Source organism: Marinobacter sp., assembly GCF_046484525.1.
Classification (GTDB): Bacteria; Pseudomonadota; Gammaproteobacteria; order Pseudomonadales; family Oleiphilaceae; genus Marinobacter.
The window spans coordinates 15,587-40,574 of sequence record NZ_JAWOIS010000046.1 but is presented as its reverse complement, the minus strand read 5'-3'; the positions used below and the strand labels follow the sequence as shown (position 1 = coordinate 40,574).

27 protein-coding genes are annotated in these 24,988 nt (G+C 59.9%); 13 read left to right on the top strand and 14 right to left on the bottom strand.

Annotated elements, in window-relative coordinates; genetic code table 11:
• Positions 1–29: 29 nt before the first annotated feature.
• Positions 30–1,130, bottom strand: coding sequence for a Glu/Leu/Phe/Val family dehydrogenase (locus R6W86_RS10265; protein WP_410329259.1), 1,101 nt, complete (start codon positions 1,128–1,130; stop codon positions 30–32).
• 316 nt (positions 1,131–1,446) lie between these two features.
• Between R6W86_RS10265 and R6W86_RS10260 the strand changes: the two genes are divergently transcribed.
• Entirely contained in the window at positions 1,447–2,187 is a 741-nt protein-coding gene (locus R6W86_RS10260) for an AzlC family ABC transporter permease (RefSeq protein WP_410329258.1), read from the top strand.
• Positions 2,184–2,495, top strand: a complete 312-nt coding sequence (locus R6W86_RS10255; protein ID WP_410329257.1) for an AzlD family protein — start codon at positions 2,184–2,186, stop codon at positions 2,493–2,495. Before R6W86_RS10260 ends, R6W86_RS10255 begins: the two co-directional genes overlap by 4 nt.
• Here the strand turns inward: R6W86_RS10255 and R6W86_RS10250 are convergent.
• Positions 2,424–3,260 carry a DUF3750 domain-containing protein gene (locus R6W86_RS10250; protein ID WP_410329256.1) on the bottom strand — a complete coding sequence of 279 codons (837 nt, stop codon included), beginning with the start codon at positions 3,258–3,260 and terminating at the stop codon, positions 2,424–2,426. The two genes, R6W86_RS10255 and R6W86_RS10250, sit on opposite strands and share 72 nt — an antisense overlap.
• Before the next feature lie 86 nt (positions 3,261–3,346).
• Between R6W86_RS10250 and R6W86_RS10245 the strand changes: the two genes are divergently transcribed.
• From R6W86_RS10245 to R6W86_RS10235, 3 genes are read left to right on the top strand one after another with little or no spacing between them, the layout of a single operon-like run.
• Positions 3,347–3,562: a dodecin gene (locus R6W86_RS10245; RefSeq protein ID WP_092001404.1), complete on the top strand. Its 216-nt coding sequence runs from the start codon at positions 3,347–3,349 to the stop codon at positions 3,560–3,562.
• Between the two features lie 55 nt (positions 3,563–3,617).
• Positions 3,618–4,166 (top strand): isochorismatase family protein, encoded by a 549-nt coding sequence (locus R6W86_RS10240; protein ID WP_410329255.1) that lies wholly within the window; start codon positions 3,618–3,620, stop codon positions 4,164–4,166.
• A 17-nt stretch (positions 4,167–4,183) separates the two neighbouring features.
• The gene (locus R6W86_RS10235) at positions 4,184–5,521 is read left to right on the top strand and encodes a nicotinate phosphoribosyltransferase (RefSeq protein ID WP_410329254.1); all 1,338 of its coding nucleotides are present in this window, start codon (positions 4,184–4,186) and stop codon (positions 5,519–5,521) included.
• An 11-nt stretch (positions 5,522–5,532) separates the two neighbouring features.
• Here R6W86_RS10235 and R6W86_RS10230 read toward each other — a convergent pair whose 3' ends face one another.
• Together R6W86_RS10230 and R6W86_RS10225 are read right to left on the bottom strand one after the other, a co-directional pair.
• Positions 5,533–6,198, bottom strand: coding sequence for a hypothetical protein (locus R6W86_RS10230; protein ID WP_410329253.1), 666 nt, complete (start codon positions 6,196–6,198; stop codon positions 5,533–5,535).
• A gap of 55 nt (positions 6,199–6,253) precedes the next feature.
• A complete protein-coding gene (locus tag R6W86_RS10225) occupies positions 6,254–7,408 on the bottom strand; it encodes a GNAT family N-acetyltransferase (RefSeq protein WP_410329252.1) in 1,155 nt (384 codons plus the stop codon).
• Positions 7,409–7,596: 188 nt separating this feature from the next.
• Here R6W86_RS10225 and R6W86_RS10220 point away from each other — a divergent pair, with 188 nt between their 5' ends.
• Positions 7,597–7,716, top strand: coding sequence for a hypothetical protein (locus R6W86_RS10220; RefSeq protein ID WP_410329268.1), 120 nt, complete (start codon positions 7,597–7,599; stop codon positions 7,714–7,716).
• On the opposite strand, the gene R6W86_RS10215 is transcribed toward R6W86_RS10220, so the two are convergent.
• Positions 7,675–7,887, bottom strand: a complete 213-nt coding sequence (locus R6W86_RS10215; RefSeq protein WP_410329251.1) for a hypothetical protein — start codon at positions 7,885–7,887, stop codon at positions 7,675–7,677. The two genes, R6W86_RS10220 and R6W86_RS10215, sit on opposite strands and share 42 nt — an antisense overlap.
• 12 nt (positions 7,888–7,899) lie before the next feature.
• On the opposite strand from R6W86_RS10215, the gene R6W86_RS10210 reads away from it, so the two are divergent.
• From R6W86_RS10210 to R6W86_RS10195, 4 genes are all read left to right on the top strand, one after another.
• Positions 7,900–8,505 (top strand): YigZ family protein, encoded by a 606-nt coding sequence (locus tag R6W86_RS10210; RefSeq protein ID WP_410329250.1) that lies wholly within the window; start codon positions 7,900–7,902, stop codon positions 8,503–8,505.
• A gap of 83 nt (positions 8,506–8,588) precedes the next feature.
• Positions 8,589–9,119 (top strand): DUF4136 domain-containing protein, encoded by a 531-nt coding sequence (locus R6W86_RS10205; protein WP_410329249.1) that lies wholly within the window; start codon positions 8,589–8,591, stop codon positions 9,117–9,119.
• 24 nt (positions 9,120–9,143) lie between these two features.
• Positions 9,144–9,497: a translation initiation factor Sui1 gene (locus R6W86_RS10200; RefSeq protein ID WP_410329248.1), complete on the top strand. Its 354-nt coding sequence runs from the start codon at positions 9,144–9,146 to the stop codon at positions 9,495–9,497.
• Positions 9,498–9,632: 135 nt separating this feature from the next.
• Positions 9,633–10,886 (top strand): D-amino acid dehydrogenase, encoded by a 1,254-nt coding sequence (locus R6W86_RS10195; protein ID WP_410329247.1) that lies wholly within the window; start codon positions 9,633–9,635, stop codon positions 10,884–10,886.
• 56 nt (positions 10,887–10,942) lie between these two features.
• Here R6W86_RS10195 and R6W86_RS10190 read toward each other — a convergent pair whose 3' ends face one another.
• The 8 genes from R6W86_RS10190 to R6W86_RS10155 all read right to left on the bottom strand — a co-directional run bounded on the left by R6W86_RS10190 (position 10,943) and on the right by R6W86_RS10155 (position 19,017).
• Complete coding sequence (locus R6W86_RS10190) at positions 10,943–12,586, bottom strand: fatty acid--CoA ligase (RefSeq protein ID WP_410329246.1); 1,644 nt, start codon at positions 12,584–12,586, stop codon at positions 10,943–10,945.
• Between the two features lie 153 nt (positions 12,587–12,739).
• Complete coding sequence (locus R6W86_RS10185; protein ID WP_410329245.1) at positions 12,740–13,021, bottom strand: pyrimidine/purine nucleoside phosphorylase; 282 nt, start codon at positions 13,019–13,021, stop codon at positions 12,740–12,742.
• Positions 13,022–13,234: 213 nt separating this feature from the next.
• Positions 13,235–13,567: a Na+/H+ antiporter subunit G gene (locus R6W86_RS10180; RefSeq protein ID WP_410329244.1), complete on the bottom strand. Its 333-nt coding sequence runs from the start codon at positions 13,565–13,567 to the stop codon at positions 13,235–13,237.
• A gap of 9 nt (positions 13,568–13,576) precedes the next feature.
• Positions 13,577–13,846 (bottom strand): K+/H+ antiporter subunit F, encoded by a 270-nt coding sequence (locus R6W86_RS10175; RefSeq protein WP_113862974.1) that lies wholly within the window; start codon positions 13,844–13,846, stop codon positions 13,577–13,579.
• Positions 13,843–14,331, bottom strand: a complete 489-nt coding sequence (locus R6W86_RS10170; RefSeq protein ID WP_410329243.1) for a Na+/H+ antiporter subunit E — start codon at positions 14,329–14,331, stop codon at positions 13,843–13,845. Before R6W86_RS10170 ends, R6W86_RS10175 begins: the two co-directional genes overlap by 4 nt.
• Complete coding sequence (locus tag R6W86_RS10165; RefSeq protein ID WP_410329242.1) at positions 14,331–15,848, bottom strand: monovalent cation/H+ antiporter subunit D; 1,518 nt, start codon at positions 15,846–15,848, stop codon at positions 14,331–14,333. Before R6W86_RS10165 ends, R6W86_RS10170 begins: the two co-directional genes overlap by 1 nt.
• Complete coding sequence (locus tag R6W86_RS10160) at positions 15,845–16,216, bottom strand: Na+/H+ antiporter subunit C (protein ID WP_410329241.1); 372 nt, start codon at positions 16,214–16,216, stop codon at positions 15,845–15,847. Before R6W86_RS10160 ends, R6W86_RS10165 begins: the two co-directional genes overlap by 4 nt.
• Positions 16,216–19,017: a monovalent cation/H+ antiporter subunit A gene (locus R6W86_RS10155; RefSeq protein ID WP_410329240.1), complete on the bottom strand. Its 2,802-nt coding sequence runs from the start codon at positions 19,015–19,017 to the stop codon at positions 16,216–16,218. The genes R6W86_RS10160 and R6W86_RS10155 overlap by 1 nt, the downstream gene beginning before the upstream one ends.
• Positions 19,018–19,366: 349 nt before the next feature.
• Between R6W86_RS10155 and R6W86_RS10150 the strand changes: the two genes are divergently transcribed.
• Positions 19,367–21,421: an FAD-dependent oxidoreductase gene (locus tag R6W86_RS10150; protein ID WP_410329239.1), complete on the top strand. Its 2,055-nt coding sequence runs from the start codon at positions 19,367–19,369 to the stop codon at positions 21,419–21,421.
• A 340-nt stretch (positions 21,422–21,761) separates the two neighbouring features.
• Here R6W86_RS10150 and R6W86_RS10145 read toward each other — a convergent pair whose 3' ends face one another.
• Complete coding sequence (locus R6W86_RS10145; protein ID WP_410329238.1) at positions 21,762–21,926, bottom strand: hypothetical protein; 165 nt, start codon at positions 21,924–21,926, stop codon at positions 21,762–21,764.
• 457 nt (positions 21,927–22,383) lie between these two features.
• Between R6W86_RS10145 and R6W86_RS10140 the strand changes: the two genes are divergently transcribed.
• Positions 22,384–24,189, top strand: a complete 1,806-nt coding sequence (locus tag R6W86_RS10140) for an acyl-CoA dehydrogenase (RefSeq protein WP_410329237.1) — start codon at positions 22,384–22,386, stop codon at positions 24,187–24,189.
• On the top strand, positions 24,189–24,968 hold the full coding sequence (locus tag R6W86_RS10135) for a crotonase/enoyl-CoA hydratase family protein (RefSeq protein ID WP_410329236.1): 780 nt from the start codon (positions 24,189–24,191) through the stop codon (positions 24,966–24,968). Before R6W86_RS10140 ends, R6W86_RS10135 begins: the two co-directional genes overlap by 1 nt.
• The last annotated feature ends 20 nt before the right edge of the window (positions 24,969–24,988 follow it).

Below are 24,988 nucleotides of genomic sequence, written 5' to 3'. Positions count from 1 at the left end.
CCCCCAAAGGGGATGGCACCGGTGTCAGGTCAACCGGTGCGAGCCAACCGCGAAGGCGCCAGCCCGGCACCCGCGGTATGTTTGCGGAACCGCTCTTCAGCCAGTTCATTGGCGATTTCCCCGGTGGGAAGGCCGGAACGGTCGGAGCGGTTGAAGATTTCGGTCAGGGTGTCTCCGATAGTGTCCACGTGGGCGCGGACTTTCTCGGGGGTGGCGCCGGTGCGCTCGTAGAATACGTCGATGATGCCGCCGGCGTTGATGGCGAAATCCGGTGCATAGAGGATGCCACGCTCTTTGAGCATGGCGTCGTGTTCGGGACGGTCCAGAAGGTTGTTTGCGGCCCCGGCAATAACCCTGGCCCGGATTTCGGGAATGCTGTGATCGTTCAGAACGGCACCCATGGCGCAGGGAGCGATCACGTCCACGGGCAGGAACAGGATGTCTTCGGCGGTGGCGGGCTTCGCCCCCAGCTGTTCCACCGCACGGCGCATGTTGTCTTCGTGGATGTCGTAGACCCAGAGCTCGGCGCCGGCGTCCTTCAGATGCCTGGCCAGGCGGAAACCGACGTTGCCGATACCCTGGATGGCAACCTTCAGGCCAGTGAGATCGTCCTGCCCCAACTTGTGCCGGACCGCGGCCTTGAGGCCGATAAAGGTGCCGTAGGCGGTGGCGGGGGAGGGATCGCCGTTACTGGGATTGCCGTCAAACCCGGTGCGGGTGGCAACACCGGCGACGTGCCTGGTATGGCGCCCCATCACTTTCAGGTCGGGTACGCTGGTGCCGGAGTCCTCGGCGGCGATGTACTGGCCACCCAGACTCTCCAGGTGCCGGCCCATGGCCTCCATCAGAGCCTCGGTCTTGTGCTTGCGGGGATCACCGATAATGACTGACTTGCCTCCGCCCAGATCAAGGTTGGCGAGGGCTGATTTGTAGGTCATGCCGCGGGACAGGCGAAGCACGTCGCGAAGGGCTTCCTCGTCCGTAGCATAGGGGAACATCCGGCAACCGCCGAGGGCAGGGCCCCGGGAGGTATTGTGGATGGCGATGATGGCTTTGAGTCCGGTTTCCGGATCACAGAAAAAGGACAGGTGTTCGTGGTTATCGAACTCCGGATGGGTAAACACGTTCATGACGAAATCCTCTCCCACCTGGCCGGATCGCGGCGGTAGGTCTGTCTTGTTTTTGTCATCCCGGCTTGTGGCCGGATCTTTGATTACATGTGCCCATGCCCGATGGATTGTGTCGGACGTGCCCTTGTGGGGCCGGACAGAAAAGAACCTAGCCTTGATTTACGTTAACGTCAACGTTTAATTTGTGAGCTCGCTCACGATAATCCGGCAGATCATCTGAGTTTCTCATCCAACTATTTGAGTCATTGAAAATTTTCAGGAGGAGTAGTGGTTTCTACCTATTCGAATTGCATGGTTTCCGGCTTAGCTTTCTTCGATGCCTAACCATTCATATCCTTATCAGCTTCAGCCCCGGAAGGTGCGTGCGGAGTTCGTTCGCCTTTTTCCCATCTCGTTGTTCGTGGTGGCGTTTGGTACTGCCTTCGGACTTGCGGCCATCCAGTCAGGTCTGGCACCGCTGGAAGCCATCGTGATGAGTACCACGGTGTTCGCCGGTGCCTCCCAGTTTGCCGCGCTCGAGTTATGGGGTACGGAAGTACCGGTTCTTCCCCTGATTGCCGTTGTGTTCGCCATCAACTCCCGTCACCTGCTGATGGGCGCATCGCTCTATCCCATGCTGAAGGACCTGTCACCGGGTAAACGCTACAGCCTGCTGCTGTTGCTGACCGACGCCAACTGGGCGGTCTCGGCCCAGGAATACCAGAGTGGCCGCCGTAACCTGGAGGTCATCCTTGGTGGCGGACTGGTACTCTGGCTGGCCTGGATTTTCGGTACCTGGCTGGGTGTTTATTTCGGGGGGCTGCTGCAGAACCCCAAGAACCTGGGGTTGGATATGGTGCTCGGCTGTTTCCTGCTGTCGATGGCCCTCGGAGGAAAGAAATCTCCCCGGGTTCTCGTATCTTGGGCCGTGGCTGCGGTCGCTTCGCTGGCCGCCTGGAAATGGTTGCCCCCGAACACCCATGTGGTGACCGGAGCCCTGGCAGGGGGGCTCATCGGTTATTTCTGGCTTGACAAGAAACCCACCGGGCAGGCGTCACAGGAGGCGGAACACTCATGACTATTACCGCAACGGAACTGGGCGTGGTGCTGCTGATTGCCATCATGACGGTGGTCACCCTGGTGACCCGGTTTGGCGGCGTCTTTGCCATGTCCTTTGTGCGTATCAGTCCGCGGATCGAGAGCTTCATCAACACCATGGCAAGCTCGGTGCTGATTGCGATCATTGTCCCCATGGCTTTCAGCGGTGATGCCGGGGCGATCGCGGCGCTCTCGGTGACCGCCGTCACCATGCTGTTACTCCACAAGCCCCTGCCCGCCATCGCTGCCGGTATCGCTTCTGCTGCCCTGGTCCGCTACCTGTTCTGATTCCTTGGTCGCCATGGGATTCGGGTTCCTCAGGGCCAGCTCTCCGATCCCTGGTAACTTGATACCGAGGGCAAGCGGGTTAATGCCGAGGGACAGGCCGAGTACGTTCAGCTCCAGTCCCTCGCGGACGCCTGCCAGCACGCCAAAGTAGCCGCCCAGGGAAAACTGGTAGCCGGCACCACCGGGGACCTCCGCCACGACACCGTTACCCAGGTAGTCCTTGCCGATGGCATGGTTGGGCAGCGCGAGCTCCAGCCCCTGCACCCGTCGGATCACCCAGGCCGTGAAGGTATTGCTGTTCGGCCCCGGCCAGGCCTCATACTCGGTGGGGTACGGGTAGTCCTCGACGGCCTGGTAGATCTGTGGAATCAGCGCAGCCGCCTGTTCGCCCCGGATATCGGCATAGAGCTCCGGTTCCGCCCCGTACCATCGCCGGTCGGGCAGGGACGGGCGCGAGTTCACCACGTGCCGGCGCCAGCCGGTGACTTCATGAACCCGGTACTGGCTGGCACCGGCTTCCTTGGTCGCGATCCAGGTGTGCACCGAAAAATAGCCCCTCCAGCTCCAGGCACGGGCACCGTACACCTGGATGATCGCGCCCTCGTACTGCTCGGGTCTAGGGGCGATATCGGCGCTGTCCCGGCTGGCGGTCTGCCAGCTTTCCGCACCCTGTAGCGTGCCGCTGGTGGCCATGAGGGCCGGTCCTGCCAGCAAGGTCAGCAGGCTGGCGAAAATCCAGGCGGCACTGTGTTTCAGTTTTCTCATAGGGGTCATTCTCCGGCCGTCATTTGCTGGCCTCGGGCTTGTCTTCTAATCTCAAAGTACAACGTTTATGTACTGGGAGATAGCCAATGTCCGATCACCATGTCTACAAAAAAGTGGAGATAGTCGGTTCCTCGAAAAAGAGCATCGAGGATGCGATCGAGAATGCCCTGGCCGAATGTGGCAAGAGCGTCCGTAACATGGAGTGGTTCGAGGTGACCGAAACTCGGGGACACATCGTGGACGGCAAGGTCGGCCATTACCAGGTGGCGCTGAAGATCGGCTTCCGGATTGCAGGGAGCTGAACTCTTCCCCTGTTGCCAACAGAGACTCCGGTGAGCCTGGCAGGAGGTGAGTGATATGCCCGCTGAAAACACAGCTCTGTTGTTGGTGGATATCCAGAATGACTTCTGTGAAGGCGGTTCACTGGCCGTCGAGGGTGCCAGTAACATCCTCCCGGTGGTCAACCGGATGATCTCGGAGGCGGAACAGGGCCACCAGCTGATCATCGCCAGCCGGGACTGGCACACGGTGGATCACTGCAGTTTCCAGGACCGGGGCGGGCCCTGGCCGCCGCACTGCATCCAGGACACCCGGGGCGCTGCCTTCCATCCGGACATGGCGCTGCCGGACACTGCCGTGCGGGTCAGCAAGGGCACGGGGTTTGATACCGATGCCTACTCCGCCTTTGACGGCACCCAGCTTGAAAGCTTCCTGAATCGCCACGGAATAACCACTCTCCGCATCGCGGGCCTGGCCCTGGATGTATGCGTCCGGGCCACGGTGCTGGATGCCCTGAAACACGGCTTTCAGGTTGATCTGATCAGCGATGGCTGCAGGGCCGTGAATCAGCAGAAGGCGCCGGAGGTACTGGACGAACTTCGGGCTGCCGGCGCGACGATTTCATGACACCGGGAGGCCCGCCTTTGATTCGGGAGCAGGATCTGCCGCTGCTGGTGGACCTCTACGAGCTGGCCATGGCCCAGGCCTACTGGTCCGAGGGTATGCATGAGCATGCCGTATTCAGCCTGTTTTTCCGGGATATGCCCGAGCACCGTAACTTTGTGCTCGCCTGCGGCCAGCGAAATATCTGCGAGGTGCTGGAAAACCTCCGGTTCACCGATGAGCATATTGCCCGACTAAGACAGTTGAACCGGTTCCAGGAAGGATTTCTGGAATGGCTGAAGGGCTTCCGCTTCAGCGGCACCGTACGCGCGGTGCCCGAGGGCACACCGGTGTTCCCCCAGGAACCGTTACTGGAAATCGAGGCCCCCATCGCAGAGGCGCAGCTGCTGGAAAGCCTGGTGATGAACTACGTGCACCTGGAGTCCGTGCTTGCCTCGAAGGCTGTGCGGGTGGCCCTGGCAGCCCGGGGCCGCTCGGTGGCGGACTTCGGGTTGCGGCGGATGCACGGTGTGGATGCCGGGCACCGGAGTGCCCGCGCCTATCGTCTGGCAGGGTTGTCGGCCACCAGCAACGTCCTGGCAGGGATGGATTTCGGCCTGGAAGTGACCGGCACCATGGCCCACAGCTTCGTACAGGCCTATCCCCGGGAGCTTGAGGCCTTCAAGGTCTACGCCACGCTCTACCCGGGCACAACACTGCTGGTGGATACCTATGACAGCCGGCGGGCGGTCCGTCGCATTGTGCAATGGCTCGCCACTGACCCCGACGCCCGGGTAGGGGCGATCCGGCTGGACTCCGGGGACCTGGGCGGCGAAGCGAAGGATTGCCGCAAAATCCTGGATAACGCCGGCTATCAGGACATCAAGATTGTCGCCAGCGGTGGCCTGGATGAGTACGGCATCGCCCGGTTACTGGAAGAAGGTGCACCCATTGACGCCTTCGGCGTTGGCACCTCCATCGGCGTCGCGGTGGATGCCCCCTCACTGGAACTGGCCTACAAACTCACGCAATACGCCGGGGAACCGAAGATGAAAAGCTCTTCGGGCAAGGTGTCCTACCCTGGTGCCAAGCAGGTGTTCCGAAGGTTCGACACCAGCGGCCGGGTCAGTGGAGATACCGTGGCCCTGAGCGATGAGCAACTCGACGGCGAGCCGCTACTGGACGTGGTGATGGAGGATGGCCGGATAGTGTCAGGAGCGGTTCCGCCACTCGATGAACAGGTCCGGCAGGCCGGTGCCCTGCTGAAAGCCCTTCCGGAACGCCTGCTCGGAATCGAGCCAGCAGAACCATTGGTGGTGACCATCAGCGAAGCGCTCAAGGCACTCCAGGCATCAACCCTGGCCCGGGTTTCAGTCTGAGCTCTCCCGGTTTATCCGTTGTTCAGGGTTCGCTTACGTATGATCTGCACCACTTGGGTCATCAGTTCCCGTGCCTCGTGATCGTGCAGGGCACTGCATTTATCCCTCATCACACGGCGGTCATGGTCAGAGGGACGGCCTCCGGCGTCCTTCAGGTCATCCAGGTATTGGCACGCGGTCAGGTGGGCCTTGATCTCCACCTCAATCAACTGGGTGATCAGGTGCTCGGCGGTATCGCAGCAGAAAGGGCGGTTGTGGTTGAGTCGCGATCTGGCATCCAGTGCGGCGTTCCGGGCATCAAGCCTCAGCTCGCCTGGCGGGTCTCCGGCTTCCACGGCCCGCAGGAAGGCACCCACGCGGTCATACAGGTGCCAGACCTGGGGCCAGAGCCGGTCATAGGCCGCTTTCTCGGTGCGGTAGCGCGCGTCGCTGTTCTGTCCCTCGGGGTTTTCTGAGAGTAGCGGGGGCTCGCTGTCTAACCCGGTCACTCTCATTTCGTCCACTTCCCGCCAGAGGGTAGAGGTTTTCTCTTCCAGCAATTCCACTCTGTCCTGGTAGGCATTCCGGATCCGGCCCGCCTGGAATGCCGCGATAACCGCAATCACCAGAGCGGCCACGGCGATAATCATCAGGCTGCTTTCCGAAAAGAGAATCTCAGGCAGGAGCTCACTTATCATGGCAGTGCATCCCGTTCAGACCCGAAAGTTGATTTGGTTCACACCAGTATAGAAGTTAATCCGCGTCCTGTTGGCGATAGGGGAGGAGTGTGAGTGCCTCCCGGTAATAGGCCTGCACCTGCGCAGCCTCGTCTTCGGTAAATTCCTGGATGGCCTCCCGGAAACCCGGATGGGCGATGCCATGCCAGGAGTGGGTCAGGGTCGGTTCGAATCCCCGCACCAGCTTGTGCTCGCCCTGGGCGCCGGCGTCAAAACGCTGGAGTCCGAGTTCTATGGCCAGTTCTATGCCCTGGTAGTAGCAGGTTTCGAAATGCAGGTGGTTGTACTCCTCCAGACAGCCCCAGTAGCGGCCGTACAGGGTGTTCTCACCACTGAGGAACAGCGCGCCGGCAATCATCTGGCCATCCCGCACGGCCATGATAATGTGCAGATGCTCGGGCAGGCGCTCGCGCAGCAGGGTGAAGAAAGTTTTGTTGAGATACGGGCGCTGGCCACGTTTGAGGTAGGTGGCCTGGTAGAACACGTGGAAGGCGGACAGCACGTGGTCGGGAATATCGGTTCCCGAAAAACGTTCGAAGCGGATGCCCTGTTCGGCCACCTGGCGCCGTTCCTTGCGAATGGATTTGCGTTTGCGGGACGTAAGTTCGGCCAGGAAGTCGTCAAACCCGCAATAGCTCCGGTTGTGCCAGTGAAACTGGCAGCCGATCCGGTGCAGCTGGTCAGGGCGACCGAGCAGAGCCTGATCCCGGTCATCGGGGAACAGCAGGTGCCAGGAGTGGGCTCCGAGTTGACCGATCAGCCCGTCCAGTAACTCCATCATGGTGCCGCCCGACAGGTTGGTCCTGACACTGTCCTCGAGCAGAAGGCGGGGCCCACGGGACGGAGTAAACGGCACGGCTATCAGTAACTTCGGGTAGTAGTCGAGGCCGTAACGCTGATAGGCATCCGCCCAGGCCCAGTCAAACACATACTCACCCATGGAATGGCTTTTGAGGTAGCCGGGGGCAACGCCGGCGATGACGCTGCCTTGCCGGAACACCAGGTGGCTCGGTTGCCAGCCGGTTTCTGCGGTGGTGCAGCCGGATTCCTCCAGGCTCTGGAAGAATTCATAACGCAGGAACGGGTTGGTGCGACCTGCCAGGCGTTCCCAGTCTTCCAGGGGAATCTCGGTGATGCTTGTGCAGGTCTGCAGGGTCAGGGGTTCGGCCATGGCTCGGATACATTGTTGATGCGTACCCGATACCATACGCCAGAACCCGACGACTGATCACTCCTGTTTGACGGTAGCTATTCTGTAAAGGTTGTGCAAAGCGGGTCCGGGAGTACCGGAGGAAATGCTGGGTCCGTTGTTCGAACCGTTTTTATGGCGACAAGTCCCGGGGTGGCAAGGGCTGGGGCCTGGGTCTGGCCATTGCCCGCGACATTATAGTCGCCCACGATGGTACCATCACTGCCAGTAACCGTATCGAGGGCGGGCTAAGAGTGGCGATCTGCCTTCCGTTTTCTCCGACTGGATAAAGGACGTTCAGCCTCTGGCTGTTCCTTGTCCTCCGGTTTGAGCGCAGCGGCACCCGAGAAGTCGATGCCTTCCTGCAGTTCGTCCTCGTCAAAACGGATACCGCAGGCTGCCTTGCGGACTTTTGCCGGCTTGGCGGTACCCGGCGCGTTTGTTTCGTCGTCGTTTGTCACAGGTTTTTCTCCATGAATAAAGATTACCCGGTACCGGCAGGATACCTTGAACGGGAAACGGAAGTTAAGAAAAGTCGATTCATAGCCCGTGTGGCCCCGGTCAGTTCCAGGGACGAGGTTCATCAATGGCTGGATCAGGCTCATAAGGATCACCCCGATGCCCGGCACATTTGCTGGGCTTACCAGATCGGGCGCCCCGGGTCGGCGGCGGAAGCGGCCATGAATGACGACGGTGAGCCCTCCGGAACGGCCGGCAAGCCCATCCTGAATGTGATACAGCATAAGGATATGGGCGATGTGCTGGTGATGGTGATTCGCTATTTTGGTGGCATCAAACTCGGTGCCGGCGGCCTGGTCCGGGCCTATGCCGGGGCGGCAGAGAGTGTGTTGTCAGCAGTTGACCGGGTAGTCCAGAAGCCGGTGACGCCAGCCCGGGTCACCATGTCTTTTGCCGATGAGCAGCCGCTGCGGCACTGGTGCGAAGGGCATGGCGCCAGTGTCGATGCGGTCGACTATGGAACCTCTGTGGTGGCCGCGTTGTCTGTGCCCATGGACAAGCGGGAGGAGTTCGCCCAGTTCTGTAACGCCCAGAAGCTGGATTACGTTCTGGAAACCTGAGGATCGAAACGGCATCGGCACGCGTGTAGCAGGCGTATACTGAACTAAATCTTTCTGGGGACCAGCAGTGTGAGGAGTCAATCATGATACGTTTTCTGACCATAGCATTCGCCGGGTTGTTGATGGCCGGGTGTGCTGCCAATGTGGTGACTGACTACGATGATGCCGTGGTGTTCGGCAATTATTCCACCTGGGCCTTTGCACCGAGTGCGGGCAAATCGTCCTTTGTATCCCTGGATGGCAACCGGGTGCGCCAGGCGGTTGAGCGGGAGCTGAACCGCAAGGCCATGCGCCGGGTGGCTGAGGCTGAGGCAGATCTGCTGGTCAACTGGCAGATTGTCGAGGAAGAGCGTCTGGAACAGAGCGGCGTTGGCCTGGGGTTCGGTTTCGGGACCGGCCATTTCGGTTGGGCGTTGGCGGCCCCGCCCCCCGTGCGTGAAATCGAGGAAGGCAAACTGGTCATCGAACTGGTGGATAACGAAACAGAGCAGGTGGTCTGGCGCGCAGCCAGCCGTCGTTATCTTCGGGAGAGCCAGTCACCGGAGACCCGCAGCGAGCTCATTGATGAGGTGGTGTCCGAGATGTTTTCGAAGTACCCTCCGGGCCTTGAATAAACGGAGGAATCTCTCGGAGGTACCATGAAGAATCGGTCTGGCGGTCTGGTCTACTCCACGGAGCAGGGCAAAATGTGCCCGGGATGCCGGAATCCGGTCGATCAGTGCACCTGCGGCAAGCCCGCCTCCCCGGCGGGTGACGGTGTTGTGCGGGTCAGTCGTGAAACCAAGGGGCGCAAAGGCAAGGGCGTGACCCTGATTACCGGCATTCCTCTCGATGACAAGGAACTGAAAGCTTTTGCCAAGGTTCTCAAGGCCAAGTGCGGTACCGGTGGCACCATCAAGGATGGCGTGGTGGAGATTCAGGGTGACCACCGAGATCTTCTGGTTCCCCTGCTTCAACAGAAGGGCTGGACCGTCAAGAAAGCCGGTGGCTAATCGTCTGATACGCAATCCCTTTTTGCTCACGTTACAATAGGGCGTAAGACAGCGTTTCCCCGAATTCTGAGCAATCAACGAAATCCCTCACTCCGGTACCCCGGGGCTGGGGGGGTTCTGTGACCGGAGGCAAGCATGCGTATACTGGTTCTGGGTGCAGGTGTGGTGGGCACAACCACCGCCTGGTTTCTGCAAAAACAGGGACACCAGGTCACGGTGGTGGACCGGCAGAGTGGTGCCGGCCTGGAAACCAGTTACGCCAATGGCGGCCAGATTTCAGTTTCCCATGCCGAGCCCTGGGCCAATCCGTCGGCGCCGCTGAAGGTCCTGAAATGGCTGTTTCAGTCGGATGCGCCGTTGCTGTTCCGGCCCCGCCTGGATCCGGCCCAGTGGCGCTGGGCGCTCGCATTTCTGGCCGAGTGCACCTCCGCCAAGGCGGCCCACAATATCCGACAGATGGTCAACCTGGGCACTTACAGCCGCAGCCAGCTCCAGGCGTTGCGGGCAGAGCTGGGCCTGGATTATGACCAGCTGGAAAAGGGTATCCTCCACTTCTACACCAATCCCGAGGAGTTCGATGGCGCCCTGGCACCCACCCGCATCATGCAGGACCTGGGATGTGATCGTCAGATCATCGACGCCAACCGGGCGGTGGAACTGGAACCGGCACTGGCGCCGATCAAGGATCGCATTGCCGGCGCTACCTACACCTCCGAGGACGAGTCCGGAGATGCGCGAAAATTCACCCAGGCGTTGGCAAAACGTTGCGAAGAAGCCGGTGTGGAGTTCCGATATGACACGGATATTCTTGGTTTTGATCAGGCGGGTGACCGGGTTCTGGGTGTCCAGACCCTGAGGGAAGGGCACCACGAAACCCTGCGGGCCGACAGTTATGTGCTGTGCCTGGGTAGTTTCAGTGCCATTCTCGCCCGGCAGCTGGGCATTACCCTGGATATTTACCCCGCCAAGGGATATTCCATCACGGTACCGGTAAAGAACGAGGAAGCTGCGTTCAAGGTCAGTCTGACCGATGACGAATACAAACTGGTCTACTCCCGCCTGGGCGATCGCCTCCGGGTTGCCGGCACGGCCGAGCTCAGTGGTTACAGCCGCAAGCTGAACCTTACCCGCTGCCGCGCCATCGTGCGGCGTACCGCCGAAGTCATGCCGGAGGCGGGCGACTGGGACCGTGCCGAGTTCTGGACCGGGTTGCGCCCGGCCACGCCTTCCAACGTGCCCTACATCGGCAAGAGCCACTTCGCCAACCTGTACCTCAATACCGGCCACGGCACCCTGGGCTGGACCCACTCCTGCGGCTCGGCCGCGGCGTTGGCGGATATCATTGCCCGGCGGAAGCCGGAGGTGGATTTCAGCTTTGCCGGGATGTGAAAGCGCGGGCATGGAAAAGGGGTCAGATGAAAGCTTTCATCTGACCCCAACTTCACTTACTTCAACTGATCCCGGATCAACTTCTTGTTGATCTTGCCAACACTGGTCTTGGGAATGTCATCCACAAAGTTCATCTGCTCCGGGATGGCCCATTTGTTGATGTCGCCACTGTCGACAAACTGCTGCAGGTGCTTCTGGAGATCCTCCTGGCTGGCGTTTTCACCCGGCTTCAGGGTGACCAGCGCATAGGGTCGTTCGCCCCATTTCTCATCGGGTACACCGACCACAGCGGCACCGGCAACGGCCGGGTGCTGGCTGATCAGGTTTTCCAGATCCAGGGAGGACAGCCATTCGCCACCGGTCTTGATCACATCCTTGATGCGATCCTTGATGGTCAGGGTGTTGTCCGGCTCCATGCTGGCGACATCACCAGTGTGCAGCCAGCCGCCTTGCCAGAGCTCCTCGCCTTTCTCCGGTTCCTTGAAATAGCTCTGGGTCAGCCAGGGCGCGCGGGTAACCACCTCGCCTTTGGCTTCGCCATCGTGGGGGACCGGCTTGCCGTCCGGATCAACGATTTCAAGCTCGACCATGGGCACCGCGATACCGGTCTTGACCCGTTTGGCGGTCTGCTGCTCCAGCGGCAGTTCCAGATCCTCGGGCTTGAGATGGGTGGCACTCAGCAGCGGGCAGGTCTCGGACATGCCGTAACCGGTGTACATGCGAATGCCGAGCTTGGCACCGGCATCGCACAGGCCCTTGGTCAGGGCGCTGCCGCCGATCAGCACGTGCCAGTTGCTCAGATCCGCGGTCTTGATGGACTCGGTGGCCATCATCATCTGCATGATGGTGGGCACGCAGTGGGAGAAGGTGACCTTGTGCTCCCTGAGCAGGTCTACCAGCAGTTCCGGCTCATAGCGGCCCGGGTAAACCTGTTTGATGCCCATCATGGTGGCAGCGTAGGGCACACCCCAGGCGTGAACGTGGAACATGGGCGTGACCGGCATGTACACGGAGCTGGAACGCAGCAACGGCATTTCATCATACGCCGCCAGGGAGCCGGTCATGGCCAGGGTATGCAGGACCAGCTGCCGATGACTGAAATACACACCCTTCGGGTTGCCGGTGGTACCCGTGGTGTAGAAAGTAGTGGCAACGCTGTTCTCATCGAAATCCGGGAAATCGAAAGCGGTTCCCGCCCGACTCAGCAGGGACTCGTATTCACCGGCGGTGTCCAGACGGGTGTCAGCGGCCGACTCGGAGTCGGTCAGCTGGATGTAGGTCTTGACCGTCTCGATCTCGTCCTTGACGCCTTCGAGAATGGGCAGGAAATCATCGTGAACCAGGACCACGTCGTCTTCTGCGTGGTTCATGGTGTAGACAATCTGTTCCGGAGACAGGCGCACGTTGATGGTGTGCAGGACGGCACCGATCATCGGGATTGCAAAGAAGCACTCCAGGTAGCGAGGGGTATCCCAGTCCATGACCGCCACCGTATCGCCCGGCTTTACGCCGGCGTCCGTCAGGGCATTGGCCAGGCGGTGAATGCGTTCCATCAGGGTGGCGTAGGTGTACTTGCTGCGGTTGGCGTAGTGGATTTCCTGGTCCGGGTTATAACGGGGCCCCGAGAGCAGGAGCTGTTTGATAAGCAGGGGGTACTGATAGGCGTTCTTGGCCGGAGACAGGATTCGGGTCTGTGCCATCTTGTGTTCCTCTTTCTCTGCTTGTGCTTGTTATAACGATGAGAAAGATAAATCTGACACAGTTTGGGAAAAACGGGAACCGCTGAAAAGGAAAAAGTTGCAGAACGTACGCGTTAATTTTGATGCATCAAGTACGCTCTGCGAATCTAGATATTACTGATAGGTACAGAGATACGCAGTATCAATATCGGCTTTCGCCCGGAAGCTGGCCTGGCCGGCAACATCAAAGCTTTCGCCTGCGCCGTAGGTCATCCATTCTTCCATGCCCGGCAGCAGTACAGTCAGCGCTCCGCTGATGACCGTCATGGTCTCCTTCTTGGTGGTACCGAACTCGTACTCACCCGGACTGATCACGCCAACCGTGGCCGGGAGAGTGGCCGTCTGGAAGGCAATGGATTTGGCTTTGCCGTCGAAATACTCGTTTACTTTAAGCATACGCTGGCCTCCTGAAATGGATTGGGCCGACTACTATACGGCAAAACCTTGCAACTCCAATGACATTTTTGGGCGGAATGTGGCGTGAAGATGGGGTCAGAAGAAAGCGTTCTTCTGACCCCTGTTCTCTCGTCCAACTCCCGGGGTGGTCACATGCTCAGGGGTCTGATGAAAGCCTTCATCTGACCCCATGTTCAACTAACCCCGGGCCAATCACTGCTCCCAGGGCTTCCCCTCAGTCCCCTCCGTCGTTTTCACCCCGATATGCATCGCCGCCTTGGCCAGGATGTTGGCGCTCACCGGCGCGGTCATGAACAGGAATACGGTAATCAGCACTTCGGAGATGTCGATACCCTCCCCCCGTGCGGTGAAGTAGATCACCGAGCCGAGCATGATGGCGCCCACGCCCAGGGTGGTGGCCTTGGTGGGGCCGTGCAGGCGGGTGAAGAAATCCGGCAGGCGCGCCAGGCCAATGGCGCCGATCAGGGTAAAGGCGCCTCCGAGCAGGAGCAGGAAAGCAATGGCGTATTCGGCAAACGGATTCATAAGGCTCTCCTATTCAATTACGCTGCCGCGCTTGAGGTACTTGGCCATGGCGACGGTACCCACAAACCCCATGACCGCGATCAGCAAGGCCGATTCGAGGTACATGCGGGTGCCCAGAGTGATACCCAGGAGGATGATCAGTGCAATCGCATTGATGTAGAGGGTATCCAGTGCCAGAACCCGGTCCGGCGCATCCGGGCCCTTGATCAGACGATACACGTTCAACAGGGCGGCCAGGGTGACCATGGCGATGGTGATGTACAGGGCGATAGTGATCATTTGAACATCTCCAATAGAGGCTGTTCGTAGCGATTACGGATGGCATTAATCACTTGCTGGTCATTGTCGGTATCCAGGGCGTGAACCAGTAACAGGCGTTGGTCGTCACTCACATCGACGCTGACGGTCCCCGGGGTCAGGGAAATGGTGCTCGCCAGGATGGAAATGGCCAGTGGGTGTTCCAGTTCCAGCGGATAGCAGACGAAGGCCGGCCGCGGCTTGCGGGGGCTGAGTATCAGCGCCGCTACCTCGAAGCTGGCAATCACGATGTCCTTGAGCACTCGGGCCAGGTACTTCGGCATCAGCCAGAACCGCATGAATAATGGGCGTTCGGGCCAGAATCCCTGGGTCATCTGCGGGATGGCCCAGGCCAGAATCAGGCCCAGCACCGCGCTGCCCCCGCTGATGCCGTCACTCAGGAACTGCCAGGTGACAAACAGGATCAGGCTAAGCAAGGGCTGGGGAAAACTCAGTCGGTCAAGCATCAGTTCTCCTCCCCGACCATCGGCGTCTGCAGGATTTCCAGATAGGCCGCACGGTTCTTCAGCTGTGCTGCGGTTGCGTCGGTGTATTCGTTGATCGGACCCGCGAAGGCAACGATCACCAGACTCATGCCAATCAGGGCACCGGTGGCGGCCCGCAGGTTACCCCCGAGCGGTTTTGGCTCCTCGATATGGCCGTCAACGGTTCGCCAGAACACAATGCTGCCGGCACGGCTGTAGGCGATAATGGTAAAGAAGCTGCCAATGATCAGCACCGACCAGAGCCACGCCATTTCGGGGCTGGAAGTCACCGAGTTGAGGATCAGGACCTTGGCAAAGAAACCACTCAGGGGTGGCAGGCCGGCAGCTGCCACTGCCCCAACGAGGAACAGCACGCTGATCATTGTGCGGTTACGCATACGTGGCGCTGTCACAATCTTGTCCAACGCACTGCCGCGCTGACTGGCCACCAGTTCCGCCAGCAGGAAGAGCCCGCCAACGGTCCAAGTAGTGTTAAGCAGATAGAACAAAGCTGCGGAGATGCCTTCCTCGGACCCCAGGGCAATTGGCGCCAATAGAGTGCCCACTGAAATAATCACCTGCCAGGCCACCAGAGTCTTCAGGCTCTGGGCGCCCAGGGCACCCACTACACCCATGATCAGGGTGATCAGGGCCAGCGGGAACAGCCAGTCCATGCCCAGATTGGCCAGGGCCCCGGCATCGTCGCCGAATATCAGCAGATAAACCCGCAGGATCGCGTAGATACCCACCTTTGTCATGACCGCAAACAGGGCAGCGACTGGTGCGGTGGCACGGGCGTAGGCCCTCGGTAACCAGAAACTCAGCGGCAGGAGGGCAGCCTTCAGGGCGAACACCACCAGGAGCATCATGCCTCCGGCCTTGACCAGCTCCAGTTCCTCACCGGAGAGCCATAGCACCCGAATGGCGAGGTCAGCCATGTTGAGCGTGCCGGTGACACTGTAGATCAGGCCGACACTGATCAGGAACACCGCCGAACCCACCAGGTTGAGCACCACGTAATGCAGGCCCGGAACCGTCCGGGCGGTGCCGCCGCCGTGCATCAGCAGTCCATAAGAAGCGATCAGCAACACCTCGAAGGCCACGAACAGGTTGAACAGATCGCCGGTCATGAAGGCGATGTTCAGCCCCATCAGCTGAAACAGGAAGAGGCCATGGAACTGGCGGTTGCCCTCGTCCGCTCCACCAATGGAGAACAGGTGGGCGAACAGGGCCAGAACGGCTGTCATTACCAGCATCAGTGCCGCCAGCCTGTCCAGGACCAGAACAATGCCGAACGGAGGCTGCCAGTTGCCAAACGCGTACAGCCGGTAGCTGCCGTCATCGGCCATAACCAGAAGCACGATGGTGGAAACCAACAGAAGCACTGTAGTGCCAAGAGCCAGGGTGCGCCGCAGGCTGATCGGGGCATAGCCCATGAATGCCTGCAGGACACCACCGAGCAGGGGAATCAGAATCGGAGCAATAAGCCAGTGGTTCATCGACTGCGTTCCTCCTCGCTTTTGTGCTCCGGTTTTTCCAGTCGTTCTCCCTGGCGGCCATCGACATGGTCGTCCCCGTTATCTGCGAGGTTTCTCAGGGACAGCACAACCACAAAGGCGGTCATCGCAAAGCCGATCACGATAGCCGTCAGCACCAGTGCCTGGGGCAGGGGATCGGAGTAGTTTTCCGTACTGCCCAGGATGGGCTGGCCACCGGTTGCCAGGCGCCCGCTGGAGAACAGGAACAGGTTGACGCCATAGGAGATGAGCGTCAGCCCGACAACCACGGGGAATGTCCGGGCCCGTAACAACAGGTAAACGCCCGAGGAGGTCAGAGCGCCGATAACAAGCGCGAAGACAAGCTCCATTACACACCCTCCTTCTTGGGCTTGATGGCGGAGTGGGGTGACAGCCGGCCAATGCTGACCAGGGCCAGCAGTGTGGCGCCGACTACGGTCAGGTAGACGCCAAGGTCAAACACCAGCGCCGAAGCCACCTCGAACTTGCCCACCACCGGCCAGGTGATGTAGCCGAAGGTAGACGTCAGGAATGGATAGCTGAAGGCCAGGCTGCCGGCACCGGCAATAATTGCGAACAGCAGGCCCAGGCCAACCACGTTGTGGTATTTGATGCCAATCCGCTCCTGGGTCCAGACCATGCCGCTGGCAATGTACTGGAGGATCAGCGCCACAGAGGTGATCAGGCCCGCGATAAAGCCACCGCCCGGCAGATTGTGACCCCGGAGGAAGATGAATGCCGACACCATCAGTGCCAGCGGCAGCATCGGCCGGGCAATCTGCTTGAGCATCATCGGATGGGCATCCCGGGTCCAGGGGTGGCCCATGCCATCGCCCGGAGGCGGCGTCAGGGCGGTATCCTTGAGCATGGCGTAGATCCCCAGGGCGGCGATGGCCAGCACCGTGATCTCGCCCAGGGTATCGAAGCCCCGGAAGTCCACCAGGATGACGTTCACCACGTTGGTACCGCCACCGCCGGTTTTGCTGTTCTCCAGGAAGAAGTCGGAAATGGAACTGAAAGGCTGTGTCAGCATGGCCAGGGTGACCAGGGTCATGCCGACGCCGGCAACCAGCGCAATCACGACATCCCGGCCACGCTGACCGCGAGTGCTCTCCAGTGGCGTCCAGGAGGGCATGTAGAACAGTGCCAGCATCAGCAGCACGATGGTGACCACCTCCACGGACAACTGGGTCATGGCCAGGTCCGGCGCCGAGAAACGGGCAAAGGCCAGCGCCACGATCAACCCCACCAAACTGAGCAGCACCAGGGCGTAGAAACGCTCCCGGTGCAGGAAGGCTGTCAGCAGAGCACAAACCACGAGTACTCCCGCCGCTACTGCGGTGGGAAGATCAACCGGGCTCAGCCCCAGTTCACCCACAAAGATGCCCACATTCATCAGAGGTGCCGCGGCCACGGTAATCACACTCAATACCAGCAACAGAGCATAGCGTTGCAAAGAGCCGTTCTCGATGCGAGCGATCAGGTCGTGCGAGAAGGCGGCAATCCGTGACACCGCCGCTTCGAACACCGCCTTTTCATCAATTTCCTTGAACCGTGCATGAAAATCAAAGAACTTCTGGCGCTGGGTGTACATCAACAAGCCACCGAAGAAAGCGACGAAGCTCATCAGCAGCGGAAGGTTCAGGCCATGAACCACGGCGAGTTTGTATTCCGGCACATTGCCGCCGAGGGTGGCAGATGCGGCGGAATACAGCAGCGGGCCGACAGAAATCGCCGGGAACATGCCCACCATCACACAGGCAAACACCAGGATTTCCACCGGAATCTTCATGTAACGAGGTGGCTCGTGGGGCGGGTATACAGGCAGGTCCACCGGCTTGCCGTTGAAGAACACGTCGTGGATGAAGCGTGCCGAATAGGCCACCGCGAAGATGCCGGCCAGGGTCGCCACGACTGGTGGCAACCAGGCCCAGAGCCCTGGCAGGTTCAGCTCCAGGGACTCGGCGAAGAACATTTCCTTGCTCAAGAAGCCGTTCAGCAGCGGTACACCCGCCATCGAGGCCGCCGCCACCATGGCCAGGGTCGCCGTATGGGGCATGTAGCGCCAGAGCCCGTTGATTCTGCGCATGTCCCGGGTACCGGTTTCATGGTCGATGATGCCGGCCGCCATGAACAGCGAGGCCTTGAAGGTGGCGTGGTTGATTACGTGGAAGACAGCGGCCACGGCCGCCAGTTGCGTGCCCATGCCGAACAGCAGGGTAATCAGGCCCAGATGGCTGACGGTGGAATAGGCCAGCAGGCCCTTGAGGTCATGCTTGAACATGGCGACATAGGCGCCGAGCAGCAGCGTCGCCATGCCGGTGAAACTCACCATGTAGAACCACTGTTCAGTACCCGCCAGCGCCGGATACAACCGGGCCATCAGGAATACACCGGCCTTGACCATCGTGGCCGAGTGCAGGTAAGCGGATACCGGCGTCGGCGCCTGCATGGCGTGGGGGAGCCAGAAATGGAACGGAAACTGGGCGGACTTGGTAAACGCGCCGAGCAGCACCAGCGTCAGCGCCACCGGGTACATGGTGTGGGCCTTGATCTGGTCCCCAGCGGCGAGGACATCGTCCAGCTCGAAGCTGCCGACGATGTTTCCGATGATCAGGATGCCAGCCAGCAGTGCCAGACCGCCACCGCCAGTCACCGCCAGGGCCATCCGGGCACCTCGTCGGGCGTCCTGCTTGTGGGTCCAGTAACTGATCAGCAGGAAAGAGACCAGGCTGGTCAGCTCCCAGAAGATCAGCAGCAGCAACAGGTTGCTGGACATCACGATACCCAGCATCGAGCCCTTGAAGCAGAGCAGCAGCGCGTAGAACTTGGCGATGTTTTCCTTCGGCTTCAGGTAGTAGCGGGCATAGAGGATGATCAGCAGCCCGATGATCAGAATCAGCAGCGCAAACAGGAGGGACAGACCGTCCAGGCGAAAGCTGAGCGAGATGCCCAGGGCGGGCAGCCACTCCTGGTGGAACAGAACGTAGCCACCGTCGGCTAACACCTGCCAGTTCGGGTAAAGGGCAGCCAGTGCAATCAGGGCCGGAACTGAAGAGGCAATGGCAATTGCCGTTCGCCCCCCCTGGGCGAACAGGGGCGCGGCAATCGCCCCCAGGAAAGGCAGTAAAACGACCAGCGGTAGCGACATCGCAACCTCGTTATCGGATTTTTTCTTTTACGTATGAAAATGGGCGTGTGTGCAGAAGTCTAGTCTCCGGACGCGGACCCTGCATGGCGCAAGGCCAGCAAGAACGCGCCGGGGGCCTGGAATCAGGCGAAGGGCGGATCCGGAAAATAGGGCAGACGACCGCGGTGGCGGGCGATATCTGCCGCTACGGGCGGGCGAATGGTCTGTTTGCAGCCGAAGGACCTTTCGGTCATTGGTTGCTCCGTCAGTCTAATGTGGGATTTGATCATACGTGGCCCGTCGGTAAGGTCAAGTCAACTTGCGATTGATCAAGTGTATACTCGCCATAAATAGTCCGTGAGAGAGTCCCATGAGCGAAACGTATCCGAACCTTTTGAAACCTCTCGATCTCGGCTTTACCGAACTCAAGAACCGGGTGTTGATGGGATCCATGCACACAGGCCTGGAGGATCGGTTCTGGAATATCCACAAGTTCGCCCGTTACTTCGCCGAGCGGGCGGAGGGCGGCGTTGGCCTCATGGTGACGGGCGGATTCTCCCCCAATCTGGCCGGGCAGCTGGCCCCCCTGTCATCAACCATGAACAACCGGACTACGGCATTCCTGCATCGGCATGTTACTGGCGCGGTTCACGAGGCGGGCGGAAAGATCTGCCTTCAGCTGTTGCACGCGGGTCGATACGGCTATCAGCCGCTGATCGTTTCGGCTTCTGCAACCAAGGCACCGATCAGTCCGTTCAAAGCCCGTGCCCTGTCCACAAAGGGCGTTGAGCGACAGATAAACGACTTCGTCAATGCTGCAAAACTGGCAAAGTTTGCTGGCTATGACGGCGTTGAGGTTATGGGCTCCGAAGGCTATTTCATCAACCAATTTCTCTGTGAGCGCACTAACAAACGGACGGACACGTGGGGCGGCCCCTACGAGAACCGTATGCGTCTACCAGTGGAAATTGTCCGGCGCATACGCGAGACGGTGGGACCGGAGTTCATCATTATCTACCGGCTGTCCATGCTGGACCTGGTTGAGGGCGGGCAGACCTGGGATCAGATTGTCACCCTGGGGAAGGCCGTCGAGCAGGTGGGAGCCACTATCATAAACACCGGTATAGGCTGGCACGAGGCGCGGGTACCCACCATTGTAACCTCGGTGCCACGCGGTGGCTTTGCCGATGTCACTGCCAAGTTCTACGGTGAGGTGGATATCCCGGTGTGCACCACGAATCGCATCAACACGCCGGAGAAAGGCGAAGAGATTCTTGCCGCAGGCAAGGCGGACATGGTGTCCATGGCCCGGCCCCTGTTGGCGGACAGCGAGTTCGTGCGCAAGGCCGAGCAGGGACGCAGTGACGAGATCAACACCTGCATTGCCTGTAACCAGGCCTGCCTGGACCATGTGTTCCAGGCCAAACGAGCGTCCTGCCTGGTGAATCCGCGGGCATGTCATGAAACCGAACTGGTCTTGACGGTAGCACCGGTGGCCCGGCGGGTTGCCGTGGTGGGTTCAGGCCCTGCCGGCCTGGCAGCGGCGACGACGGCTGCCAAACGTGGCCACAAGGTCACCCTGTTCGAAGCAGACGACCGGATCGGCGGTCAGTTCAATTACGCAAAGCGCATTCCGGGAAAAGAGGAATTCTACGAGACCCTGCGCTACTACCAGCGACAGATCGAGTTGCTGGAAATCGATCTGAAGCTCGGAACCCGCGTCGATGCAGGCTCCCTGCTTGAGCAAAGCTTCGATGATGTGGTGATCGCCACTGGCGTCAAGCCACGAACCCCAAAAATAGATGGTATTGACCACCCGAAGGTGCTCGGTTACCTCGACGTGCTCCGTGACAACAAACCGGTAGGCGAAACCGTCGCGGTCATTGGTGCTGGCGGCATTGGCTTTGATGTCAGCGAGTTTCTGACCCATGACGTCAGCCATCAGCCGGAAGGCGAACAGGTGGCTGTTGCCGACTGGCAGGCAGAATGGGGCGTAGACCCCGAGTTTGAGGGTCCCGGAGGCCTGGCCGAGCGCAAACCGACGCCATCACCCCGCAAGATCTACCTGATGCAGCGGAAGACCGGTAAAGTGGGTGGTGGCCTCGGCAAGACCTCGGGCTGGGTCCACCGGAGCAGCCTGAAACATCGGGGCGTGGAAATGCTGCGGGGCTGCCGATATGAGCGTATTGACGATCAGGGCCTGCACATTTCAGTGACTGACAAGGATGGCAAAGTTACCGAAAGCAGGGTGCTGGCCGTAGATAACGTTGTAATTTGTGCAGGCCAGGAACCGTACCGGGAACTCTTTGACCAGTTGTCGGCCTCTGGTGTGAAGACTCATCTGATCGGCGGCGCAGATGTTGCCGAAGAACTGGACGCAAAACGAGCCATCCGGCAGGGAACGGAAGTCGCAGCCCAACTATGACATTACTTATCGCCTTCGCAGTGCTGTCGATTGGCTTCTCGTTTTTGTTCTCCATTCTGGAAGCGTCGTTGCTCTCGGTTATGCCGAGCTACATAGCCTCACTGAAAAAAAGATAATCACGTGCTTTTCCTGAAGCTGAAGAAGCTCAAGAGCGACATCGATGATCCCCTTTCGGCGATACGCATGCTCAATAGTGACGCTGGAGGACATATTGGAGACACTTTTGGGCACCAAGATCATGGACGAAACCGACAACGTCTCCGATCTTCGCCGGTATGCCAAACAGCGCTGGAGCCGGCGACTGCGCAAAATGGGATCCTGAGGGACCCGCTGACCGGCGTCAGCGGATCGACTTCAGTGCCGAGAAGATCGCCTCGGCTTCGGCTTCAAGTACTTGACAGCGAAGAGGATTGCCTTGCTGCAGTGCTCGGGCGAGTTGCTTCTGTTTCATGTCATAGAGCCGGCTGAGGACATCTGCCCGACCCGACTTGGCTGGTGCGTTCATGGAATACCACCTCCCCACGTGAACACCTTGTGTCAATAATCTTTACGTTCTCCAGTGCCTGATGGCCCTGTTTAATATTAGATGCATAACATGGGCCAGTGTTACACCGCGCCAGTCAGTGCCCGAATCTTGCCCGATAGGCCCCCAGATCCCACCAGGCCAGCGATAGGGACAACCACCCGAGACTGTGTGCAGCAGGGATGCTGCACTCAAGCCTCCAGGGGTGAGGCCGAGCGCTTATGAAGCGAAGGTTCATGCGACAGCCGAACGACTGCAATCTGTGATTGCTGGACCCCGCAGGGGGATTCACGGCGTGTTTCAGGAGCGATCCTTCCGGCGAGGCCCGGGCGGTCTTATAAGACGTTTGGCGGTATTCACCAGAAATGTGTCAGAAATGCCGGTTCCAACACAACCACCGGTTATGCGAATCTAGGCAGCAATAAACAGGAGACCCAGAATGACCGACACCCTGATTGACCGCCGAGACCTGGCATTCCAACTCTACGAAGTACTCGACACCGAATCCCTCATCACCCGCGAGCGCTTCAGCGAACACAACAAGGACACCTTCGACGCCGTCATCGAAACCGCCGACAAGATGGCCCGCGAACAGTTCGCCACCCACAACAGCGCCGCCGACAAGAACGAACCCCGCTTCGAAGACGGCCAGGTCAAAATGCTGCCCCAGGTCAAACAGGCCTTTGACGCCTACGCCGAAGCCGGTTTCATCGCTGGCCGGTACGACTACGAGCTTGGCGGTATGCAGCTGCCCGAATCCGTCATGGCCGCCTGCAACGGTTTCTTCACCGCCGCCAACCCCGGCACCGCCGGCTACCCGTTCCTGACGACCGCGGCCGCTAACCTGATCCGCATCTTCGGCAATGAACAGCAGAAAGCCACCTATCTGCCCCACATGCTCTCCGGCCGCTACTCCGGCACCATGGCCCTGACCGAGCCCCACGCCGGCTCCAGCCTCGCGGACATCCGCACCTCCGCCAGCCCGACCGACGACGGCCACTACCTGATCAAAGGGGCCAAGATCTACATCTCCGGCGGCGAGCAGTCCATCACCGACAACATCGTCCACATGGTCCTGGCCAAGATCAAAGGCGCGCCGGCCGGGGTCAAAGGCATCTCCCTGTTCATCGTGCCCAAGTTCCGGGTCGATTCCGAAGGCAACCCGGGTGAACGCAACGGTGTCAGCCTCGCCGGCCTGATCCACAAACTCGGCTATCGGGGCACCACCTCCACCGCCCTGAGCTTCGGTGACGACGCTCCCTGCCACGGCTACCTCGTCGGCGAGCCCCACCAGGGCCTCAAATACATGTTCCAGATGATGAACGAAGCTCGCCTGGGTGTCGGATTCGGCGCTGCGGTCATCGGCTACCGGGGCTACATGCACAGCCTCGAATACGCCAAGGACCGCCTGCAGGGCCGCAAACCCTCCGAAAAGAACCCGGAAAGCCCGCAGGTGCCCATCATCGAACACGCTGATGTTCGCCGCATGCTGCTGGCGCAAAAAGCCTACAGTGAAGGCGGTCTGGCCCTGTGCCTCTACGGCGCAAGTCTGGTGGATGACCAGAACACCCACCCGGAAGAACAGAAACGCCTGGAAGCCGGCAAGCTGCTCGACCTGCTGACTCCGGTGATGAAGGCCTGGCCTTCGGAGTACGGTCCCAAAGCCAACGACCTGGCCATCCAGGTCTATGGGGGGGCCGGCTACACTCGGGAATACCCCGTGGAACAGTGCTGGCGGGACAATCGCCTGAATCCGATCCACGAGGGCACCAACGGCATCCAGGCCCTTGACCTGCTCGGTCGCAAGATCTGGCAGGACCAAAGCCACGGCCTCCAACTGTTGATGCGGCAAATGCAGACTGACCTCGAAGCCGCTACCACCGACCGCTGCCAGCAGTGGGCGCTGTCCCTGAGCGAAACCCTGCAACAGGCGGTCAAAGTCACCCAGAGCCTGGGAAAATCCCTCATGGGCGGCGGCAACCCCGACAACGTCCTGGCGAATGCTTCATGTTATCTGCACCTCTTCGGCCATATCACCGTGGCCTGGATGTGGCTGCGCCAGGCCAATGCCGCGGCAAAGGCCCTGGAACCCGCTTCCACAGAAGACGACCAAAACTTCTATAACGGCAAGCTGCAGGCCGCCCAGTACTTCTTCCACTGGGAACTTCCCACCGTTGCCCAGGACCTGGTGCTGCTGCGCAATCAGGATGACACCTGCCTGAACATGAAAGCGGAGTGGTTCTGATGGCCCTGGTCAAGGTAGAAAAACAAGGCCACATCCTGTTGATCGGCCTCAACCGCCCGGAAAAAATGAACGCCATGAACCGGGCCATGTACCACGAAATCGCCGCCGCCTATTTCCAGCTTCAGAATGACCCGGAGCTCCGGGTCGGATTGATGTACGCCGAAGGAGACCACTTCACCAGCGGCCTGCAACTGGACGACTGGGCCGGTGTCTTCGCCAACGGCAAAGGCATCGAACCGGACGAAGGCGAACTTGACCCGTTCCACATCACCGGCGAAGGCCTGACCAAACCGGTCGTGTTTGCGGCCCAGGGCATCTGCTTCACCTGTGGCGTCGAAATGATGCTCAACACCGACGTCCGCGTGGCCGCCAAAGGCACCCGCTTCGCTCAGCTGGAAGTCAAACGCGGCATCTTCGCCTGCGGCGGCGCCAGCATCCGGTTACAGCGGGAAATCGGCTGGGGCAACGCCCAACGGTACCTGCTGACCGGCGACGAATGGAGCGCTGACCAGGCCTACCAATGGGGCCTGATCCAGGAACTGGTCGAGCCCGGCGAGCAGTTCAACAAGGCCCTGGAAATCGCCGAAAAAATTGCCAAGGCCGCGCCGCTGGGTGTTCAGGGGAGTTTGAAGTCCTCAAAAATCGCGGTCAGTGAAGGTCAGGAAGCGGCCAAACAGCGATTGTTCCCGGACCTGCAGCCGGTTATGGCCAGTGAGGATGTAAAAGAAGGGATTCAGTCGTTTCTAGGAAGGCGTGAGGCTGTTTTCAAAGGAAAATAACTCCGAGATCTGAACGGTCG

Coding starts and splice junctions, on each gene's coding strand:
- R6W86_RS10265 (WP_410329259.1), bottom strand. CDS start 1,130: ATGAACGTGTTTACCCATCCGGAGTTCGATAACCACGAACACCTGTCC.
- R6W86_RS10260 (WP_410329258.1), top strand. CDS start 1,447: ATGCCTAACCATTCATATCCTTATCAGCTTCAGCCCCGGAAGGTGCGT.
- R6W86_RS10255 (WP_410329257.1), top strand. CDS start 2,184: ATGACTATTACCGCAACGGAACTGGGCGTGGTGCTGCTGATTGCCATC.
- R6W86_RS10250 (WP_410329256.1), bottom strand. CDS start 3,260: ATGAGAAAACTGAAACACAGTGCCGCCTGGATTTTCGCCAGCCTGCTG.
- R6W86_RS10245 (WP_092001404.1), top strand. CDS start 3,347: ATGTCCGATCACCATGTCTACAAAAAAGTGGAGATAGTCGGTTCCTCG.
- R6W86_RS10240 (WP_410329255.1), top strand. CDS start 3,618: ATGCCCGCTGAAAACACAGCTCTGTTGTTGGTGGATATCCAGAATGAC.
- R6W86_RS10230 (WP_410329253.1), bottom strand. CDS start 6,198: ATGATAAGTGAGCTCCTGCCTGAGATTCTCTTTTCGGAAAGCAGCCTG.
- R6W86_RS10225 (WP_410329252.1), bottom strand. CDS start 7,408: ATGGCCGAACCCCTGACCCTGCAGACCTGCACAAGCATCACCGAGATT.
- R6W86_RS10210 (WP_410329250.1), top strand. CDS start 7,900: ATGAATAAAGATTACCCGGTACCGGCAGGATACCTTGAACGGGAAACG.
- R6W86_RS10205 (WP_410329249.1), top strand. CDS start 8,589: ATGATACGTTTTCTGACCATAGCATTCGCCGGGTTGTTGATGGCCGGG.
- R6W86_RS10200 (WP_410329248.1), top strand. CDS start 9,144: ATGAAGAATCGGTCTGGCGGTCTGGTCTACTCCACGGAGCAGGGCAAA.
- R6W86_RS10195 (WP_410329247.1), top strand. CDS start 9,633: ATGCGTATACTGGTTCTGGGTGCAGGTGTGGTGGGCACAACCACCGCC.
- R6W86_RS10190 (WP_410329246.1), bottom strand. CDS start 12,586: ATGGCACAGACCCGAATCCTGTCTCCGGCCAAGAACGCCTATCAGTAC.
- R6W86_RS10185 (WP_410329245.1), bottom strand. CDS start 13,021: ATGCTTAAAGTAAACGAGTATTTCGACGGCAAAGCCAAATCCATTGCC.
- R6W86_RS10180 (WP_410329244.1), bottom strand. CDS start 13,567: ATGAATCCGTTTGCCGAATACGCCATTGCTTTCCTGCTCCTGCTCGGA.
- R6W86_RS10175 (WP_113862974.1), bottom strand. CDS start 13,846: ATGATCACTATCGCCCTGTACATCACCATCGCCATGGTCACCCTGGCC.
- R6W86_RS10170 (WP_410329243.1), bottom strand. CDS start 14,331: ATGCTTGACCGACTGAGTTTTCCCCAGCCCTTGCTTAGCCTGATCCTG.
- R6W86_RS10165 (WP_410329242.1), bottom strand. CDS start 15,848: ATGAACCACTGGCTTATTGCTCCGATTCTGATTCCCCTGCTCGGTGGT.
- R6W86_RS10160 (WP_410329241.1), bottom strand. CDS start 16,216: ATGGAGCTTGTCTTCGCGCTTGTTATCGGCGCTCTGACCTCCTCGGGC.
- R6W86_RS10155 (WP_410329240.1), bottom strand. CDS start 19,017: ATGTCGCTACCGCTGGTCGTTTTACTGCCTTTCCTGGGGGCGATTGCC.
- R6W86_RS10150 (WP_410329239.1), top strand. CDS start 19,367: ATGAGCGAAACGTATCCGAACCTTTTGAAACCTCTCGATCTCGGCTTT.
- R6W86_RS10145 (WP_410329238.1), bottom strand. CDS start 21,926: ATGAACGCACCAGCCAAGTCGGGTCGGGCAGATGTCCTCAGCCGGCTC.
- R6W86_RS10140 (WP_410329237.1), top strand. CDS start 22,384: ATGACCGACACCCTGATTGACCGCCGAGACCTGGCATTCCAACTCTAC.
- R6W86_RS10135 (WP_410329236.1), top strand. CDS start 24,189: ATGGCCCTGGTCAAGGTAGAAAAACAAGGCCACATCCTGTTGATCGGC.